Genomic DNA, 18238 nt, shown 5'->3' with positions numbered 1-18238 from the left:
CCGGCCACGTCAGGCAGTCACCGCTCGCCGCCTTGTTGAATGCGGCGTCGCTCTTGTTTCCGGTGGTGGGCACCGGGTTGCCGTCCAGGTAGCCGGACAACCGGCCGGGGCCGGTGCCGCCGACCGGCAGCGCGGTGACCACCCCGGCGATCAACAGGCCGCCCAGCGCGGTCAGCAGCAGGGCGCGCCGGGTGGCCTGCGCCTGCAGGCTGCGCGGCCACCGCAGGCCCGCCGCGAACCGTGGCGGCTTGGCGGCGGGGGCGTCGGCCTCCGGGGCTTCCGGAAGGTCGGTCTCGGGCGCTTGCGACATCGGCTCCATTCTGACAGGAGCGCCTGTGTGGTGTGACAAAAGTTACTGATGTGAGTCCTGGGAGGGTTGTAGGTGGGACGCTCTGCCAGGCGGGCGGAGCCGAAAAAGTAGTGTCAGGGCCGTGATCGACCTGAAGTTGCTCCGGGAAGACCCCGACGCCGTGCGCCGCTCCCAACTCGACCGGGGCGAGGATCCGGCGCTGGTCGACGCCTTGCTGGCGGCCGACGCCACCCGCCGGGCGGCGATTTCGTCCGCCGACGCGTTGCGCGCGGAACAGAAGTCCGCCAGCAAGAGCGTGGGCTCCGCGTCCGCCGAGGAGCGACCGGCCAGGCTGGCACGCGCCAAGGAACTGGCCGAGCGGGTGAAGGCCGCCGAGGCTGAGCAGGCCGAGGCCGAGGCGGCGTTCACCGCGGCGCACATGGCGATCTCCAACATCGTGATCGAGGGCGTGCCCGCCGGCGGCGAAGACGACTACCGCGTCCTGGACGTGGTGGGCGAACCCGCTGACCTGAAGAACCCGAAGGACCACCTCGAGCTCGGCGAATCACTGGGCCTCATCGACATGCAGCGCGGCGCGAAGGTGTCCGGCTCGCGCTTCTATTTTCTGACCGGGCATGGTGCCTTGCTGCAGCTGGGGCTGCTGCAGCTGGCCTTGCGCCTGGCCGTCGAGAACGGCTTCATCCCGATGATTCCGCCGGTGTTGGTGCGCCCCGAGGTCATGGCCGGCACCGGATTCCTCGGCGCCCACGCCGACGAGATCTATCGAGTCGAGGCCGACGATCTCTACCTCGTCGGCACCTCCGAGGTGCCGCTGGCCGGCTATCACGCCGACGAGATTCTCGACCTGTCCGGTGGGCCGCTGCGGTACGCGGGCTGGTCGTCGTGCTTCCGGCGCGAGGCGGGCAGCTACGGCAAGGACACCCGGGGCATCATCCGGGTGCACCAGTTCGACAAGGTCGAGGGGTTCGTCTACTGCAAGCCGGGCGACGCGGAGGCCGAACACGAACGGCTGCTGGGCTGGCAGCGCGAGATGCTGGCCCGCATCGAGGTCCCGTATCGCGTAATCGACGTCGCCGCAGGCGATCTCGGATCGTCGGCCGCGCGCAAATTCGACTGTGAGGCTTGGATTCCCACGCAGGGCGCCTACCGCGAGCTGACGTCGACGTCGAACTGCACCACGTTTCAGGCGCGCCGGCTTTCCACGCGCTACCGCGACGACAACGGCAAGCCGCAGACCGCCGCCACCCTCAACGGCACGCTGGGGACCACCCGGTGGTTGGTGGCGATCCTGGAAAACCACCAGCAGCCCGACGGCAGCGTGCGGGTGCCCGACGCGCTGGTGCCCTACGTGGGAGCCGAGCTGCTCGAGCCCACCAACCGCTAGGGCGTCCTGGCGATTGCCCGCCCCGGCGTGTGCCCGAAGGCCCGGCGGTAGGTGTCGATGAAGGCACTCGCTGTGGCCCAACCACATTCGGACGCCACCGAGGTGACGTCGCGGCGCTCGGCGAGCAGCACCAGTGCGCGTTGCAACCGGAGCTGGGTGCGCCATTGCGGAAAGGTCATCGCCAGCTCGTCGCGGAACAGGCGGCTCAGGGTGCGTTGGCCGATGCCGATCCGACGGCCGATCTGCTGCAACGTCAACGGGTCACGCAGGTTGTCGGCGATCAACGCGCACGCGTCCCGGAGCCGGCCGTCGACCGGCGTCGGAAGCCACAGTGGCTCACCGGGAATGGCCGTCTGCACCTGGTCATGCAGCACCTCGAGCATCCGGTGGTGCGCGTCGGTGTCGGTTCCGTCGGCCCGTGAGCACGCGATGATGAGTTCCCGCATCAACGGGTTGACCGCCAGCACCGCCGGCGCCGCGGGGCCGCGACGGTAGCGGCGGGGGTCCAGCGCGACGCCGTGAAACTGCGTGTGGCCGTGGAACGTGTGTTCATGCCAGCAACCCGCCGGTATCCAGATCGCCCGATTCGCCGGTGTGATCCAGGTGCCCGCCGGGGTAGTGACCGAGACCGCGCCCGAAGACGGATAGACGATTTGGTGCAAGGGGTGTCGGTGCCGCTCGATCCGTGCTCCCGGCGCCAGGGCCTGCGACGAGGTCGCCGGCCCGTGATGGCTTATTCCCGACATAACACGGCAGAATATCGAAAGCGCGCAGGGCCCGCGGCGGCCTAGCGTGGCCGTCATGGCGATGAATCTCTTGCACCGGCGCCGGTGCAGCTCGGCGGGCTGGGAGAAGGCGGTGGCCGAGCAGCTGCTGCCGTGGGCACTGGACGGAGTCGAATTGGGTTCCCGCACTTTGGAAATCGGACCGGGGTACGGAGCGACGACGCGCGCCTTGCTGGACAGGGCCAGTTCGCTCACCGCCGTCGAGGTCGATGCCGCGATGGCCGAGCGTTTGCAGCGCCGCTACGGCGACCGGGCCCGCATCATCCACGGCGACGGCACCGCCACCGGGCTGCCCCACGACCACTTCAGCTCGGTGGTGTGCTTCACGATGCTGCACCACGTTCCAAGCACCGAATTGCAGGACCGGCTTTTCACCGAGGCGTTCCGGGTGCTGCAACCGGGCGGGACCTTCGCCGGTAGCGACGGCGTCCCGTCACTGACCTTCCGGCTGCTCCACGTCGCCGACACTTACAACCCGATCGCGCCGGAGGATCTGAGCGCGCGGTTGCTCAAGGCGGGCTTCGCGGACGTGCGGGTCGAGACGTCCGGGGGGCGGCAGCGGTGGCGCGCCGGCAAACCGACCTGAGCGCGAACGGCCGCCCGCGGGCTAATCAGTGACCGATGCCGGCGAAGGTGGGGCTGCCGGGCTCGAGCGGCACCCGGGCGGCACGTGCGGTGAAGCTGATCGCGTGGTACCAGCCGCACAGCATCGTGAGGTCGAGAATCTCGGATTCGCCGAACTCGCCGCGCAGCGCCGCCCACAGGGCGTCGTCGATGTCGCGACGGTCGCAGAGCGAGTCCACGGCCCGCACGAGGAGGCGATCCCGTTCGGCCGTCCAGCAGGAATCGTCGGCGCCGCCGTGGGTCAAGGAGCCGACCTGCTCGCGATCGAGGCCCGCCTTCTCTGCGAAAAACGCGACGTGCACGCCCCATTCGTACTCACAGCCGCAGCGAGCGCAGGTGCGGTCGATCACGATCTCGCGATCACGCAGCGACAGCGACAACGAGCGGCTCAGCTCGTAGCCGCCCCAGAGCGTCATGGCCTCGACCATGGGCATGTTGCGCACCAGGGTGCGAAACAGGGCGATCGGCGGAACGTTCGGCGGCATCATCTTCTGAAGTTGTGCCGCCACGGCGTCCTCGTACGGCGGTTCGAGGGCACCGATGCGAGGCGTTACTATTTCCGTAACCATGGACAAGGAAGCTACGTTACGAAATCCGAAACGTCAATCGGCGGCTCGGCCGGGTCGGCCGGTGCGGGGGTCGACAACCGGGCGCCCGCTCATGGCGGCCCTCGATCTGCTCGGCCGGCGCTGGTCGTTGCGGATCCTGTGGGAGCTTCGCGATGGGCCCCTGGGGGCGCGGGCTTTGCGGGAGCGCTGCGACGGCATGTCCCCCAGCGTTTTGTATGACCGGCTCGGCGAACTGACGGACGCGGGCCTGGTGCTCCAGCGCGCCGACCAGTGCTACGAGCTCAGTGAGGCCGGCCTTTCGCTGGGCGAGGCCCTCGATCCGCTGGACCGGTGGGCCCGCCGCTGGGCGAAGGGGAGCTAGGCGTCCACCGTTTGGCGGGCCTGCTCGTGCCGGCGCTGCCGCTCGATGGTGGCGAAGTAGAAGGCGAACGCGAACGCGAAGCTGGTGAACAGGCTGGAGACGAAGTACAGCCACGGGTGTTTGAGCCCGCGGCGGTAGCCGTCCACGACCGTAAACAGCGGCAGCAGAACCACATTCGCGATCGTGTAGTCCTGGCTCGCGGAGTCCGCGGCCGGATTGGTGAACATCAGCCTGATGTATTCGGCCCAGCTCCCGTGCTCGCCCCAGAGCGGGTTGGTGGATCCGTGCGAGTACTCCTGCACGTAGGTGACGTTGAAGTACCAGCCCAACGCGACCGAAGCGATGCCGACGACGTAATACACGCATTCCAGCGGGGAAAACAACGGTCCGCCGGCCGGGCGGGCGAAGACCTTCGGGTTGGCGGCGACGATCCAGCCGATGACACTGAGCCCGAGAACTGCATGCACAAGAAGCGAGACCATGGCCGCAGTCTGACCCGGCGTCCAAAGTTTTGTCAATACTGACAAAAGCGGGGTGGGGTACCTTACTTGCATGGTCAGGCCGGCGCAGACGGCGCGCAGCGAGCGCACCCGTGAGGCGTTGCGCCAGGCCGCCATGGTGCGCTTCCTGGCCCAGGGGGTCGAGGACACCTCGGCCGAACAGATCGCTGCCGACGCCGGAGTCTCGCTGCGCACCTTCTATCGCCACTTCAGCTCCAAGCACGATCTGCTGTTTGCCGACTACACCGGACTGAACTGGTTTCGCGCGGCGCTGGACGCCAGACCTGCCGACGAACCGGTCATCGATTCCGTTCAGTCGGCCATCTTCGCGTTCCCCTATGACGTTGAGGCGGTTGCGAAAATCGCCGCAATGCGCGGCGGTGAGTTGGACCAGGACCGCATCCATCGCCACATCCGCGACGTCCAGGCCGACCTCGCCGACGCGATCGAGGCGCAACTGGAGAGGCGTAGCTGCAAGGCGCAACGGAAGCCCGACGCGCGGTTACGGATCACGGTGACCGCCCGTTGCATCGCCGCCGCGGTATTCGGCGCGATGGAGGCCTGGATGGTTGGCGAGGAGCGATCCCTCGGGGAGCTGGCGCGAATGTCGCATGTCGCGCTGGAATCGCTGCGGGAGGGCATCTCCGGTACCTGGGTCACCACAGTTTCGTCATAATTGACAAAACTTTGGCCGCATGCCAGCCTGCTGTGCGGGAGGTCATATGTCTGATTACGACGCGATAGTTATCGGTGCCGGGCACAACGGCTTGGCGGCGGCGGTGCTGCTGCAGAAGGCGGGATTGCGCACGGTGTGCCTGGATTCCAAGCTGTACGCCGGCGGAATGGCATCCACGGTGGAGCTGTTCGACGGGTACCGGTTCGAGATCGCCGGATCGGTGCAGTTCCCCACCTCGACGGTGGTCGTCGAGGAGCTCGGCCTGGACACCTTGCCGACGATCGACCTCGACGTGATGTCGGTGGCGGTGCGCGGCGTCGGCGACGACCCGCTGATTCAGTACAGCGACCCCATCAAGCTGTTCACCCACCTCAACGAGGTGCACGGGGCGGACGCGGTCAACGGGATGGCGGGGCTGATGGCGTGGAGCCAGGCGCCCACCAGGGCGCTGGGCCGGTTCGAGGCGGGAACCCAACCCAAGACCTACGACGAGATGTATGCCTGCGCCACAAACGAATTCGAACGCTCGGCGATCGACGACATGTTGTTCGGTTCGGTCACCGACGTGTTGGACCGCTACCTTCCCGACCGGGAGAAGCACGGGGCGCTGCGCGGCTCGATGACCGTGCTGGCCGTCAACACCCTCTATCGCGGGCCCGCCACACCGGGCAGCGCGGCCGCGCTGGCCTTCGGGCTGGGTGTTCCCGACGGGGACACCATGCAGATGAAGAAGCTGCGCGGCGGCATCGGTGCGCTCACCTCGCACCTGGGCGAGCTGCTGGAAAGCCACGGCGGCGAGGTCCGCCTGCGGAGCAAGGTGACCGAGATCCTGGTCGACGAGGGGCGGGTGAGCGGGGTGCGCACCGAGGGCGGTGACACCTTGACCGCCCCGATCGTGGTCTCCGGTATTGCGCCCGACATCACCCTCAACGAACTGATCGACCCGGCGCTGCTGCCCGGCGACATCCGGGAGCGCTACGCCCGGACCGACCATCGCGGCAGCTATCTGCAGATGCACTTCGCGCTGGAGGAGGCCCCGCAGTTCGCCGCGCCCTACGAGGCGCTCAACGACCCGGCCATGCAGGCATCGATCGGCCTGTTCTGCACGCCGGAGGAAGTCCAGCAGCAGTGGGAGGACTGCCGCCGCGGAATCGTCCCGGCCGACCCGACGGTGGTGTTGCAGATTCCCACGCAGAACGACCCGGACCTGGCGCCGGCGGGCAAGCACGCCGCCTCTGCCTTCGCCTTGTGGTTCCCGATCGAAGGCGGCGCCGACTACGGCGACGCGAAGGTCGAAATGGGTCAGCGGGTGATCGACAAGATCACCCGGCTGGCGCCGAACTTCGAGCGCAGCATCATCCGGCACACCACCTTCACGCCCAAGCACATGGGCGTGATGTTCGGCGCCCCCGGCGGCGATTACTGCCATGGTTTGCTGAACCCCAATCAGATCGGGCCGAATCGGCCGGGCCCCAGGGGTTTTCGCGGTCAAACCATCCCGATCGAGGGTCTGTATCTCGGCAGCGCGGGTTGCCACGGCGGGCCGGGCATCACGTTCATCCCCGGCTACAACGCGGCCCGGCAGGCGCTCGAAGAACGCACGGGCTGATCTTCGAGCCGCCGGGCGGGTGGCACGTCGTTCCAAGCGGCGCGCCGCGACGCGGGCTACGCTACCGGGGAACCTCAGCACCACCGGTGTTTGGCGGGTCCCCCGGGTGAGCACGCTTTCTCCACGCACCGCCGTCGGTGCCACGTACGGGAGGCAGCGGTGCGGATCGGGCCATTGGAAGTCTCAACGGTCAAGGACTGGGCGCCTGCGCCCGGCGCCCTGTTCTCGTGGCACCCATCGCCAGCGGCCCGCGCCAAGGCCCTCGCGGCGCCGGCCAGCCCGATTCCCCCCAGCTACGTCCAGGCCCGGCACCTGCGCAGCTTGCGCGAACAAGCCGCCCGCGGCCTGGATCACTCCCGGCTGCTGATCGCTTCGGTCGAGGTCTCGGGGCGCTGCGACCTGCGCGCCATGACGTACGTCATCAACGCGCATCTGCGCCGGCACGACACCTACCGCAGCTGGTTCGAATACTTCGACGCCGACCACATCGTGCGGCACACCATCCCCGACCCGGCGGACATCGAGCTGGCACTCACCGAGCACGGCGAGCTGTCCAGCGCCCAACTGCAGGACCACGTCGTGGCCACACCCGACTCGCTGCAGTGGGATTGCTTCCGCTTCGGCGTGATTCAGCGGCCCGACCGCTTCACCTTCTATGCCAGCATCGATCACCTGCACGCCGACGGACAATTCGTCGGGATGGGACTCATGGAGTTCCAGACGATGTACGCGGAGCTGACCGGTGGCAACCCGCCGGTGGAGCTGCCGCCGGCCGGCAGCTACGCCGACCACTGCGTCCGGCAGCGGGAGTACACCTCCGCGCTGACCGAAGGCTCGGCGGAGGTGCGCGCCTGGGCCGACTTCGCCGAACGCAACGACGGGACGTTCCCGCCGTTCCCGCTCCCCCTCGGGGACCAGTCGGTGCCCTATGGCGGCGACCTGCTGGGCCTGACCTTGCTCGACGAGGAACAGACGCATCGATTCGAGGCTGCCTGCGTCGGGGCGGGCGCCCGTTTCGTGGGCGGCATGTTCGCCTGCCTCGCGCTGGCGGTGCACGAATTGACCGGCGCCGAAACCTATTTCGGCATAACCCCGAGAGACACGCGCAGCACGCAGGACGACTTCACGACGCAGGGCTGGTTCACCGGCCAGATCCCGGTCACCGTTCCCGTCGCCGGACTGCCCTTCAACCACATCGCCCGAAGCGCCCAGGAGTCCTTCGATGCGGGCGCGGACCTCGCAAGGGTGCCATTCGAGCGGGTCGTCGAATTGGTGCCGTCGCTGCGCAGGCCCCCGCCGCTGTTCAACTTGGTGAATTTCTTTGACGCCCAAGCTAACCCGCTATCGCTGATGACCCAACTGTTCGAGGGCCTGACCGTGGGCGCGCACAGCGACGGCAGGGTCACCTACCCGTTGAGCACCATGGTGGGGCGGTTCGACGAGACCGCGGCCAGCGTGTTGTTCCCCAGCCAACCGGTGGCCCGAAATTCCGTGACCCGATACCTGGATGCCCTAAAATCCGTGTGCGTCCGCATCGCCGACGGCGGCGCGGCCGAGCGTGCAGGTAACGCTGCCCAGCGCCACCGGCAGGCCGCCTACTAACGCCAACAAGAATCCGGTTCTCAAATGGCACTAGCGAACACCCGCCGGGAGGACGCCCCGGGCATCTTCCCCCGGCTCGGGCGCCTGATAGGGCGACGGCCGTGGCTGGTCATCGGTCTCTGGATCGCACTCGCGGGTGCCCTATCGCTGACTGCGCCCTCGCTGGAGGAGATCTCCCAGCGACACCCCGTAGCGATCCTGCCAACCGATGCCCCGGTGCTGGCCGCGACCCGAAACATGAACGCCGCGTTCGGCGAAGCCGGGTTGCAGAGCATCGCGGTGGTGGTGCTCAGCGACACCAAGGGGCTGACACCCGCCGACGAAGACACCTACCGCAAACTCGTCGAAACTCTCCGCCGCGACCCCCAAAGCGTGGCGATGCTGCAAGATTTCGTCAGCACGCCACCGCTGCGTGAGCTGATGACCAGCAAGGACCACCAGGCCTGGATGCTGCCCGTCGGGCTGCCCGGCGACCTCGGCTCACCGCAATCCAAACAGGCGTACGCGCGGGTCGCCGACACCGTGAAGCAAACCGTGGCGGGATCCACGCTGACGGCCAACCTGACCGGCCCCGCGGCTACGGTTGCCGACCTCAACCTCACCGGCCAGCGCGACCGCGCGCGCATCGAATTGGCGATCGTCGTGCTGTTGTTCGTCATCCTGCTGGTGATCTACCGCAACCCGGTCACAATGGTGCTGCCGCTGTTGACGATCGGGATGTCGGCGGTGGTGGCCCAGCGGTTGGTGGCCCTGGTCGCGTCGGCGGGACTGGGCATCGCCAACCAGACCGTCATCTTCATGAGCGGGATGATGGTCGGCGCCGGAACGGATTACGCGGTCTTCCTGATCAGCCGATATCACGACTACGTGCGTCAGGGCGTGGACTCCGATCAGGCGGTGGTCAAGGCGCTGGCGTCCATCGGCAAAGTGATCGCGGCGTCGGCGGCGACCGTCGCGGTCACGTTCCTCGGGATGATCTTCACCCGGTTGGGAATCCTGCGGACGGTCGGGCCGGTGCTGGGCATCTCGGTGGCCGTCGTCTTCTTCGCCGCGATCACCTTGCTGCCGGCGCTGTTGGTGCTCGCCGGGCGCCGGGGCTGGATCGCACCCCGCAGCGACCTCAGCCGGCGCTTCTGGCGGCGATCAGGCGCCAATATCGTGCGCAGGCCCAAGACCCACCTGCTGGCCAGCGCGCTGGTGCTGGTGATCCTGGCCGGCTGCGCGGGCCTGGCCCGCTACAACTACGACGATCGCAAGGCCCTGCCCGGCAGCGTCGAAAGCTCGATCGGATACGCCGCGCTGGACAAACACTTCTCGACCAACCTGATCATCCCGGAGTACCTGTTCATCTCCTCGCCGCATGACCTGCGCAGCGCGAGGGCCCTCGCCGACCTCGAACAGATGGCACAGCGCGTCAGCCAGGTGCCGGGCGTCGCGATGGTCCGGGGCATCACCCGGCCCACCGGACAGTCCCTGGAGCAGGCCAAGACGTCATGGCAGGCCGGTGAAGTCGGCGACAAACTGGACGCGGGCTCCAAGCAGATCGTCGACCACACCGGCGATCTGGACCGGTTGGCGGGCGGCGCGAACACGATGGCGGGCAAGCTCGGCGACGTGCGCACCCAGGTCAATCAGGCCGTGACCGCCGTCGGCGGCCTGGTCGACGCCCTGGCGACGCTGCAGAACATCTTCGGGGGTAACCGGGCGCTGGCCGAGCTCGAGGGCGCCGAACGGCTGGTCAACGGGATGCGTTCGCTCGGTGACGCCATCGGCGCCAACGCCAATTTCGTTGCCAACAACTCCGATTGGGCCAACCCCGTCCTGGGTGCACTCGACAACAGCCCGATGTGCAGCGCGGAGCCCGCCTGCGTCAACGCGCGCGAGGAACTGCAGCGGCTGGTGACCGCGCGCGACGACGGAACGCTGGGCAAGATATCGGAACTGGCGCGGGAGCTGCGGGCGACCGAGGCCGTACACACGCTCGCGGCAACGGTTTCCGGGTTGCGCCGGGCGCTGTCGACCGTCATCGGTGCGATGGGGTCCCTGGGGATGGGCAGCCCGGGCGGCATGCGGGCCAAGATCACCTTCTTGCAGCAGGGGACCAACACGCTGGCGGACGGCAGCAGGCAGTTGGCCGACGGCGTGCAGCAATTGGTCGACCAGGTCAAGAAGATGGGTTTCGGGCTGGGGGAGGCGTCGGCGTTCTTGCTGTCGATGAAGAAGGAGGCGACGACGCCGGCGATGGCGGGTTTCTACATTCCCGCACAAGCGCTGTCGTACGCCACCGGTGAGGGCGGCAAACCGGCGCAATTGCCGGGCGGAATGCAGGACTTGATGGGCGGAATGACCACCGACCAGTTGAAAAGGCTTGCCGGCGCGTTTGTTTCACCCGACGGACACGCGATGCGATACCTGATTCAGACCGCGCTGAATCCGTTCAGTACCGCGGCGATGGATCAGGTGGACGCGATCGCGGCCGCAGCGCAAGGCGCCCAACCGAATACCACGCTGGCCGACGCCAAGATCTCGGTGGTGGGGCTGCCCGTGGTGCTCAAGGAGACGCGCGATTACTCCGATCACGATCTGGTCTTCATCATCGCGATGACGATCTGCGTGGTGCTGCTCATTCTCATTGCACTGCTGCGCGCGGTCGTTGCCCCGTTGTACCTGATCGGCACGGTGATCGTGTCGTACATGTCGGCCCTCGGCATCGGCGTCATCGTGTTTCAGTTCGTCCTCGGTGAGCAGATGCATTGGAGTGTCCCGGGATTGACGTTCGTCATATTGGTCGCGGTGGGCGCCGATTACAACATGCTGCTCATTTCCCGGCTGCGGGACGAATCCGCGTCGGGAATTCGTTCCGGGGTCGTCCGGACCGTGTCGTCCACGGGCGGTGTGATCACGGCGGCGGGCCTCATCATGGCCGCCTCGATGTACGGCCTGGTATTCGCCAGCCTGTCGACGGTGATTCAGGCCGGCTTCGTTCTCGGGACGGGCCTGCTGCTGGATACGTTCTTGCTGCGCACGGTGACCGTGCCGGCAATCGCCGTGCTGGTCGGGCGGGCGAACTGGTGGTGGCCGTCCGGCTGGGCGTCCGTGAGCTTGCCGCTGCGCCGCCGCCGGCCTCTCGGACGCAAGCCGCTGCTGCCCGATGAAGAGAAGTCACCGGCGTCGATACCGCCAGAGCTGATTGGCTTTTCGCCGCGCGACGGGCTGCGGCTCTAGCGCCTACTTCTTGGCTTTGACGACCACGCGGACGACCTTGCGCAGCACGCCGCCCTTGCCGAGCCCGGGGCCGGGGGTCAGGGTTCGGGCCAGGCTGGCGACGGCCAGGGAGTCGGTTGCCAGGCCGATGCCGGCGCGGGCGCCGCGGATGGGCCAGGAGACGGCCGAGAAGATCGTCGGGATGTGGGTGATGCCGTTGACGATGTGGACCGGATTGTGCGCCGGGCCCGGGTCGTAGGCACGGTCCACCATCGGGCGCAGCACCGCGTCGATCGGTCCCACCGCCTCGCGCGGCATCCCCGCGCCGTCGACCAACGCGCGGGCCAGCGGCAGCTCGGAGTTTCGGATGAAATAGGTCGTGGAGGTGCCGCCCAGGTCGTTGGTGGTCCTCCTGACGTCCCACGGCGCGACGCGGGCCGGGTCCGAGAACGCGGTGGCGCTGTGACCGTAATATCCGCCCGCCGCAATCGCATTCAGGTCGGCCAGTAGATTGCCGGGATGGTTGGGCGGGTCGGAGAAGGGATCGTACTGGCCCACGATATTGACCGTGTCGTATTGGCTCTCCACGGGAGCGGGGACGGTGTAGTCGATGATCGGCACGTGCGTCCCGGGCCCGAACACCTTGTAGAGGAGGTTGTCGGGGTTACCGGCCTTGATGAAGGTGAGCTGACCGGGCGGCGGCGCGGTCGGGTCGTGGGCCAGGCGCGCCTGCTCGCGGTCCAGCGCCAGCGAGCCCTGGGACAGGCCGGCCACCGAGATGGGCCCGCCGGTGCTGCGGATCGCGGCGTCGAGGTTGTTGGCGCCGGTGTCCACGGAGCTGTTGACGGTCGGCGAGTTGAGGCCGGTGACCGGCCAGAAGCTCCCCGGGTAGGGGACCACACGGCGCACGGCCGCGGGACTGTAATAGTTCGCGTCGATCTGCGGCTGCATCGCGGGGTCGAAGTGATACAGCGACCTCAGCGGCCCGTACGGGGACGGGGCCGTGCCGGGCACTATCAGGGCGGTGTCGGCGGCGGCACTACCGGCGTCGAAAAGGATTGCGCACGTGAATGTTCCAACGGTGATCGCCGAGGTGAGCAGTTTGTTCACGAACTCTCCTCACGGCCTACCGAAAGAGCTATAGCAGGGATGCTACCGCGCACCGAGGCTGGTCAGGCCGAGCACGAGCATGAGACAACCCGCGGCGGCCACCAACGCGGCGATGTCGCGGGGCCCGCGGGAGCGCAACCAACTCTGCAGCCGGGCCATGACGGCGCGCGTCTGATGGGGCGCCGCGAGATACCCGATCAGCGGCAGCTCCGCCACGGTGAAGGCCACCAGATTGAAGGCCACCAGCGCCTGAACCTGCGCCAGAGGCGCGGCGTGCGAGGCGAGGATGGCGGCCATCGAGCCCAGGTAGTTCGCCGACGGCAAGGCCGCGCCCATGCCGCTAACCGCTGCGACACCTAAAGAATCGCGCCGCAAGAAGATGCGGGCACGGTCGGCAAGTCGACGGCGACCGGTCGGCGCCGGCCGCTCCAGCAGCGCAACGCCGGCGCCGACCGGCCCGACGGTCGCCTCGGCCGGGCGGGCACGGCCGCGTGCCGAAACGCCGGTGGCCAACGTGGCGGCGATCAGCAAAGCGACCAGCCCCGAAGCGATCTGCACTTGAGCCACGCTGAGGTGGCCGACCGCAGGCGCCGTCCGTAGCAGGAAGAGCACGATCAGGCCCACGCCGACGCCCATCGTGAAGCCGCCGCACAAGAACGCCAGCAGCTGCATAAGCGGGCGCCGCCGACTGAGCAGCAGGACAACCAGGCCGAGGCGTATCGGTTCGAAAATCACCGAGCCGGCCAATACCAGGACGGTGATCCACATGCTGGGCAACCGTACCGCACCCGGCCCCGGCGCGGCGCCCAAACTCGCCCGGACAAGCCGGTACCCGCTGACCACGTCAGAGGGATGGCGAATGTCGTCGGGTGCCGTTCAGGCGGGCGTAACCCAAACGTCACGCGCACACGGGATGTCGCAGGGCGGACCCCGCCCAAAGCGGATATGCTGAAGATTCCCGCAGCACCACTTGCGGCTGGAGAGATCCTGGGCGGCTGGTCCTGCCGGTCCGGCGGCGCCATTGTTGGTGCCCATCAAGGGGTTTCGTGTAGAAGCGTGAACACGCCTGGCCGCGGGATGACTGCGGGGCGCCCTGGCGGGCTCGGCTCCGTGGTGACAGCGCGGATGGCAGGTCGCCTGAGCATCGCCCGGCGGGCGCGCGGCCACGCCGAGCCGAATAGCGCGGAGGTGCAGGGTATTCAGTGTTCGGCATAACAACGCTTCGAGACTGGACACCGCAGGCGCGCTCCGTCATCTGTTGGCACGCTTCACCCGCAACAAAGGCCAAAGCGGAAGCGGCGCCGTCCAGTATGGTTCCGCCCAGTTACCAGCAAACCCAACACCTCCGGCGCTACAGCGATCACGCGGCGCGGGGTCTGGACATGTCCCGCCTGATGATCTTCACCTGGGAGGTCCCGGGCCGCTGTGACGTCCGCGCCATGAATTACGCGATCAATGCGCACATTCGCCGGCACGACACCTACCACAGCTGGTTCGAGTACCGCGACGCGCAACACATCGTCCGCCACACCATCGCGAACCCCGACGACATCGAACTCGTCCCGGTCGAGCACGGGGCGCTGACGCCCCGGGAATTGCGCGACCACATTTCGACCCCGCATCCGCTGCAATGGGATTGTTTCTTCTTCGGAGTGGTGCAAAGCGATGATCACTTCACCTTCTACGCGAGCATCGCCCACCTCTGCGTCGACCCGATGATCGTCGGCGTGCTCTTCACGGAGATCCACCTGATGTACGCCACTCTGATCGGGGGCGGCGCACCCGTCGAACTCCCGGAGGCCGGGCGCTACGGCGACTACTGCGTGCAGCAATGGAACGAGATGGCCGCGTTGACCGCGGACTCCCCCGAGGTGCGGGCGTGGATCGACTTCGCCGCCGCCAACGATGGAACCCTGCCGTACTTCCCGCTGCCACTCGGCGACCTGACGGTGCCGTATGCCGGCAAGCTCGTCACCGAGACGTTGCTGGACGAGCGGCAGACGGAACGGTTCGAGCGGGCCTGCGTCGCCGCGGGTGCTCGCTTCAGCGGCGGTGTGTTCGGCTGCGCGGGCCTCGCGCACCGTGAATTGACCGGCGCCGACACGTTTTCCGCGGTAACGACCACGGACACTCGAAGGACGCCAACGGAATTGATGACGACGGGCTGGTTCACCGGCCTGGTTCCGGTCACCGTCGACGTCGACGCCGGGCTTTTCGAGCGCGCGGCGAACTCCGCGCAGGCGTCGTTCGATTCAGGCATCGAGTTGGCCGCCGTTCCGTTCGACCGGGTGCTGGAGTTGGCGCCCCCTGCGGCGGGTCTGGGCCGGCCCCGGCCCGGCAACTTCGTGATGTCGTTTTTGGACGCCAGCATCGCCCCGCTGTCCTCGGTCGCGAACTCCGACTTGAACTTCCGGATCTACGACGAGGGCAGGGTATCCCACCAAGTCTCGCTCTGGGTCATCCGGCTACAACACGAGACCAAGGTGACGGTCCTGTTTCCCGACAACCCCATCGCTCGCGAATCGGTGGGCCGGTACATCGACGCGTTGAAGTCGGCGTATCTCCGGGTTGCCGACGGCAGACGCGGCCACGTCCTCGCGCACTCGCGGCTAACCGCGCTGACTTAGCAGCTCGTCCAGGAGCGCGGTGAACTCCTCGGGCCGCGCCGGTGTGAAGGCCGGACTGGGCGAGATGCCCGGCACGTCCAGCGTGATCAGCGTCGACTTGAACGGCCGGCTCACGTCCAGCGGCAGCCAGCGGCGCAAGTCCGAGCTGCCCCAGATCCGGAAGCGATGCGTGAGCAGGCCCAGCCCCTCGGCCTTGTACCCGCGAACCGCGTTCAGCGCGATGACTTTGGACGTGCCGGAGGGAAAGTGGTAGCGGCGCAGCGTGATCGCCGCACGATCCAGCTGAACCAGGCCGTCGTCGTAACACTGGCCGTGGGCGCCGGTCATGCCCGTGAACTTCTCAGTTCGTGGCCCCGCGCCGTCAGGCAGCGACCGTCGTCCAACCGCCAGTGCCAGCCATGCAGGTTGCAGGTCAGCGTGTTGCCCTCCACCACACCGAATTTCGACAGGTCCGCCTTGAGGTGGGGGCATCGGCGCTGAATCTCCCAGCCGTCCAGCGTGACCGACGAAGAATCGTCATGCGTCTCGGCGAACCAGCCATCGGCGTAGGCGATTCGCTCGTCGGTGAGGCATTTGAAGAAGGTGTACAGGTACTCGTTATAGCCGCCGACGCGCCACGCCCTGAATCGGGTGGACAAGAAGATCGTGTTCACCCAATCCGGTTCCCGGTCGCGCAACACGGTGCGGACCAACTCCGGCGCTATGGCGAACCCGTAGCGGACCTTCTCATCGGGAATGCGTTCGCGCACAGTGCGTTTAGGGAAGTCCAGAATGACGGTCTCGGGTCCGATCACGAGCTCGACCGGATAACCGATACCGTCGCAGATCTCGTCGCTTTGCGACATGATCGGTTCGAACAGCGCACGCAGCGGCTCCAGCAGCGGTTCCCCGGTGGGCGGGGCCCACCGCGACTTCTCGGCGGCCAGCACGGGCGCCATGCGCTCGGCGTAGTCGGCGATGTAGGCCTGCTTCCCGGTGGTGAAGATCGCTTCGACCTGGTCGTCGGGCAGCGGGTGGCTCAGCGAGTTCAGGGTGGTTCCGGTGAAGTCCGCGGTCGAGCCGGGGATCATCAGCAGGCCGCCGTCGTTACCGTGGCTGCGCATCTGGTCGAGGAACACCATCTGGTCCGGGAAGATGTTGGCCGGATCGCCGTGGTCGTCGTTGAGGTCGCGCAGCTCGGGGTCCAGGAAGCACGGCGGACCGGCCGATGGGATGACCCACGTCGCGCCCACCTGGGCGATGTACTGCCGGGCGCGGTCCATCTGCCGCTGCCGCTTCTGGACGCCGAACGACTCCTTGGCGCGGGCCGGCATGTCGTAGACCATCGGGTACCAGATGGCGCCGGAGTACTGCAGCATGTGCACGTCGATGTGGCCGAACGCCGATGCCAACATGTCGAGGTCGACCGGTCGGGCGTCGTTCATGTTGAAAGCCGTTGTGACGCCGTCGGAAACCACCAGTGCCGAGTCGCCGAGCGGCCCGTCGGCCGGCGCTCGCAGCGCGATGATCATGACGTCGAGCTCGCCCTTCGGGCCGCTGACGCGGTGTTTGACCGAGTTGCTGGTCTCGAAGAACCGGTAGAAACCCAGCTCCTGCAACGCATTTCGGAGGTCAGGCACCGGGAAATCCGGCAGCAGCACCATCGCGTCCTTGTTGACGTGCTCCGCCAGGTTCTTGGCGTCGAAGTGGTCCTTGTGCAGGTGCGACACGTACAGGTAGTCGCAGTCGCCCAGCCTGTCCCAGTCGAGCCGGCTGTTGTCCGGGAACGGGAACCAGGACGCGAAGTACGCGGGATTGACCCACGGGTCGCAGAGGATGCTGCCCGCTGGGGTCTCGATCAGAAATCCGGCGTGACCGACGCTGGTGACGTGCACAAACACCTTCCTGGGCCGCCGCAAGGACCTTTACCGCCCGCGGCCGGCTAACGACTTTTCAGCCCCCGAGCTTAGCGCGAGCCGGCATCATCGGCGTCCCACGTCACCGGCCTGCCGGCGGCAAACCGGCCGACCACCTCCGGCGGCGGCACGGGGGCCGCGGGGAAGCTCACGGGGGGCCTCCTTTTCGGCAGTTCGGGTCACTCACAGCCAGGAGCATTAGGCTGATCAGCTGTGGAACCGGTATACGGGACTGTCATCCAACTCGCCCGCCTGGTGTGGCGCCTTCAGGGCCTCAAGATCACCGTCTCGGGCGTCGAAAACCTGCCCAAAACCGGCGGCGCGGTCATCGCCATCAACCACACCGGCTACCTCGACTTCACCTTCGCGGGTCTGCCCGCCTACCAGCAAGGACTGGGTCGCAAGGTGCGGTTCATGGCGAAGCAGGAGGTGTTCGACCACAAGATCACCGGCCCGATCATGCGCAGCCTGCGGCACATCTCGGTGAACCGGCAGGATGGGGCCGCGTCCTACGAGGAGGCGGTCAGGAATCTCAAGGACGGCGAGCTGGTCGGCGTCTATCCGGAGGCAACCATCAGCCGCAGCTTCGAGATCAAGGAGTTCAAATCGGGCGCCGCCCGGATGGCCGTCGAGGCCGGGGTGCCGATCGTTCCGGTGATCGTCTGGGGCGCGCAGCGCATCTGGACCAAGGGGCACCCCAAGAAGCTGATGCGCCCGAAGGTGCCGATCACGGTGCTCGTCGGCGAGCCGATCGAACCGACGCTGGGTGTCGAGGAACTCAAGGGCCTGCTGCACTCGCGGATGCAACACCTGTTGGAGCAGGCCCAGGAGATGTACGGGCCGCACCCGGCGGGTGAGTTCTGGGTGCCGCGCCGGCTGGGCGGCAGTGCCCCGTCGCTGGCCGAAGCCGCCCAGATGGACGCCGAGGAGGCCGCCGCTCGCGCTGCTCGCCGGGCTCGATCCACGGGAGCTCCGGAGTAGC

General features: G+C 67.5%; 16 protein-coding genes and 1 pseudogene. 9 read left to right on the top strand and 8 right to left on the bottom strand.

The features are described from left to right. Positions 1-319: pseudogene (locus A5681_RS12110) on the bottom strand (hypothetical protein); the annotation flags it as partial. A gap of 112 nt (positions 320-431) precedes the next feature. Here A5681_RS12110 and serS point away from each other — a divergent pair. Then, a complete protein-coding gene (gene serS / locus A5681_RS12105; RefSeq protein ID WP_067274335.1) occupies positions 432-1694 on the top strand; it encodes a serine--tRNA ligase in 1263 nt (420 codons plus the stop codon). On the opposite strand, the gene A5681_RS12100 is transcribed toward serS, so the two are convergent. Further along, complete coding sequence (locus A5681_RS12100; protein WP_067274330.1) at positions 1691-2440, bottom strand: AraC family transcriptional regulator; 750 nt, start codon at positions 2438-2440, stop codon at positions 1691-1693. The genes serS and A5681_RS12100 overlap by 4 nt on opposite strands. 55 nt (positions 2441-2495) lie before the next feature. On the opposite strand from A5681_RS12100, the gene A5681_RS12095 reads away from it, so the two are divergent. Further along, on the top strand, positions 2496-3065 hold the full coding sequence (locus A5681_RS12095) for a class I SAM-dependent methyltransferase (protein ID WP_067274347.1): 570 nt from the start codon (positions 2496-2498) through the stop codon (positions 3063-3065). 25 nt (positions 3066-3090) lie between these two features. On the opposite strand, the gene A5681_RS12090 is transcribed toward A5681_RS12095, so the two are convergent. Continuing rightward, positions 3091-3612 (bottom strand): carboxymuconolactone decarboxylase family protein, encoded by a 522-nt coding sequence (locus tag A5681_RS12090; protein ID WP_197498581.1) that lies wholly within the window; start codon positions 3610-3612, stop codon positions 3091-3093. Positions 3613-3733: 121 nt separating this feature from the next. On the opposite strand from A5681_RS12090, the gene A5681_RS12085 reads away from it, so the two are divergent. Further along, positions 3734-4033, top strand: a complete 300-nt coding sequence (locus A5681_RS12085) for a winged helix-turn-helix transcriptional regulator (RefSeq protein ID WP_231996294.1) — start codon at positions 3734-3736, stop codon at positions 4031-4033. Here A5681_RS12085 and A5681_RS12080 read toward each other — a convergent pair. Then, positions 4030-4515 (bottom strand): DUF2834 domain-containing protein, encoded by a 486-nt coding sequence (locus tag A5681_RS12080; RefSeq protein ID WP_067274320.1) that lies wholly within the window; start codon positions 4513-4515, stop codon positions 4030-4032. The genes A5681_RS12085 and A5681_RS12080 overlap by 4 nt on opposite strands. Before the next feature lie 70 nt (positions 4516-4585). Between A5681_RS12080 and A5681_RS12075 the strand changes: the two genes are divergently transcribed. From A5681_RS12075 to A5681_RS12060, 4 genes are all read left to right on the top strand, one after another. Continuing rightward, positions 4586-5209: a TetR/AcrR family transcriptional regulator gene (locus A5681_RS12075; RefSeq protein WP_067274316.1), complete on the top strand. Its 624-nt coding sequence runs from the start codon at positions 4586-4588 to the stop codon at positions 5207-5209. A 46-nt stretch (positions 5210-5255) separates the two neighbouring features. Further along, positions 5256-6818: a phytoene desaturase family protein gene (locus tag A5681_RS12070; protein WP_067274311.1), complete on the top strand. Its 1563-nt coding sequence runs from the start codon at positions 5256-5258 to the stop codon at positions 6816-6818. A 159-nt stretch (positions 6819-6977) separates the two neighbouring features. Next, the gene (locus A5681_RS12065; protein WP_067274307.1) at positions 6978-8420 is read left to right on the top strand and encodes a condensation domain-containing protein; all 1443 of its coding nucleotides are present in this window, start codon (positions 6978-6980) and stop codon (positions 8418-8420) included. A gap of 24 nt (positions 8421-8444) precedes the next feature. Continuing rightward, positions 8445-11645 carry an RND family transporter gene (locus A5681_RS12060; RefSeq protein WP_082968327.1) on the top strand — a complete coding sequence of 1067 codons (3201 nt, stop codon included), beginning with the start codon at positions 8445-8447 and terminating at the stop codon, positions 11643-11645. Positions 11646-11648: 3 nt separating this feature from the next. Here the strand turns inward: A5681_RS12060 and A5681_RS12055 are convergent, their stop codons facing one another. Together A5681_RS12055 and A5681_RS12050 are read right to left on the bottom strand one after the other, a co-directional pair. Further along, positions 11649-12734: a PE-PPE domain-containing protein gene (locus A5681_RS12055; protein WP_067274302.1), complete on the bottom strand. Its 1086-nt coding sequence runs from the start codon at positions 12732-12734 to the stop codon at positions 11649-11651. A 42-nt stretch (positions 12735-12776) separates the two neighbouring features. Further along, entirely contained in the window at positions 12777-13502 is a 726-nt protein-coding gene (locus A5681_RS12050) for a GAP family protein (RefSeq protein WP_067274298.1), read from the bottom strand. A 434-nt stretch (positions 13503-13936) separates the two neighbouring features. Between A5681_RS12050 and A5681_RS12045 the strand changes: the two genes are divergently transcribed. Then, positions 13937-15361, top strand: coding sequence for a condensation domain-containing protein (locus A5681_RS12045; protein WP_067274294.1), 1425 nt, complete (start codon positions 13937-13939; stop codon positions 15359-15361). Here A5681_RS12045 and A5681_RS12040 read toward each other — a convergent pair. Next, the gene (locus tag A5681_RS12040) at positions 15344-15688 is read right to left on the bottom strand and encodes a hypothetical protein (RefSeq protein WP_067274291.1); all 345 of its coding nucleotides are present in this window, start codon (positions 15686-15688) and stop codon (positions 15344-15346) included. The genes A5681_RS12045 and A5681_RS12040 overlap by 18 nt on opposite strands. Then, entirely contained in the window at positions 15685-17235 is a 1551-nt protein-coding gene (locus A5681_RS12035) for an MBL fold metallo-hydrolase (RefSeq protein WP_067274343.1), read from the bottom strand. Before A5681_RS12035 ends, A5681_RS12040 begins: the two co-directional genes overlap by 4 nt. 234 nt (positions 17236-17469) lie before the next feature. Between A5681_RS12035 and A5681_RS12030 the strand changes: the two genes are divergently transcribed. Beyond that, complete coding sequence (locus tag A5681_RS12030) at positions 17470-18237, top strand: lysophospholipid acyltransferase family protein (protein WP_067274287.1); 768 nt, start codon at positions 17470-17472, stop codon at positions 18235-18237. Position 18238 lies beyond the last annotated feature (1 nt).

The organism is Mycobacterium scrofulaceum (genome assembly GCF_001667885.1).
Lineage (GTDB): Bacteria > Actinomycetota > Actinomycetes > Mycobacteriales > Mycobacteriaceae > Mycobacterium > Mycobacterium scrofulaceum_C.
The sequence above is the reverse complement of the archived record's forward strand: the minus strand, read 5'-3'. Positions and strand labels throughout refer to the sequence as shown.

Excerpts from the sequence above, each read along its gene's own strand:
- A5681_RS12100 (WP_067274330.1), bottom strand. The coding sequence starts at position 2,440 with ATGTCGGGAATAAGCCATCACGGGCCGGCGACCTCGTCGCAGGCCCTG.
- A5681_RS12095 (WP_067274347.1), top strand. The coding sequence starts at position 2,496 with ATGGCGATGAATCTCTTGCACCGGCGCCGGTGCAGCTCGGCGGGCTGG.
- A5681_RS12080 (WP_067274320.1), bottom strand. The coding sequence starts at position 4,515 with ATGGTCTCGCTTCTTGTGCATGCAGTTCTCGGGCTCAGTGTCATCGGC.
- A5681_RS12075 (WP_067274316.1), top strand. The coding sequence starts at position 4,586 with ATGGTCAGGCCGGCGCAGACGGCGCGCAGCGAGCGCACCCGTGAGGCG.
- A5681_RS12070 (WP_067274311.1), top strand. The coding sequence starts at position 5,256 with ATGTCTGATTACGACGCGATAGTTATCGGTGCCGGGCACAACGGCTTG.
- A5681_RS12060 (WP_082968327.1), top strand. The coding sequence starts at position 8,445 with ATGGCACTAGCGAACACCCGCCGGGAGGACGCCCCGGGCATCTTCCCC.
- A5681_RS12050 (WP_067274298.1), bottom strand. The coding sequence starts at position 13,502 with ATGTGGATCACCGTCCTGGTATTGGCCGGCTCGGTGATTTTCGAACCG.
- A5681_RS12040 (WP_067274291.1), bottom strand. The coding sequence starts at position 15,688 with ATGACCGGCGCCCACGGCCAGTGTTACGACGACGGCCTGGTTCAGCTG.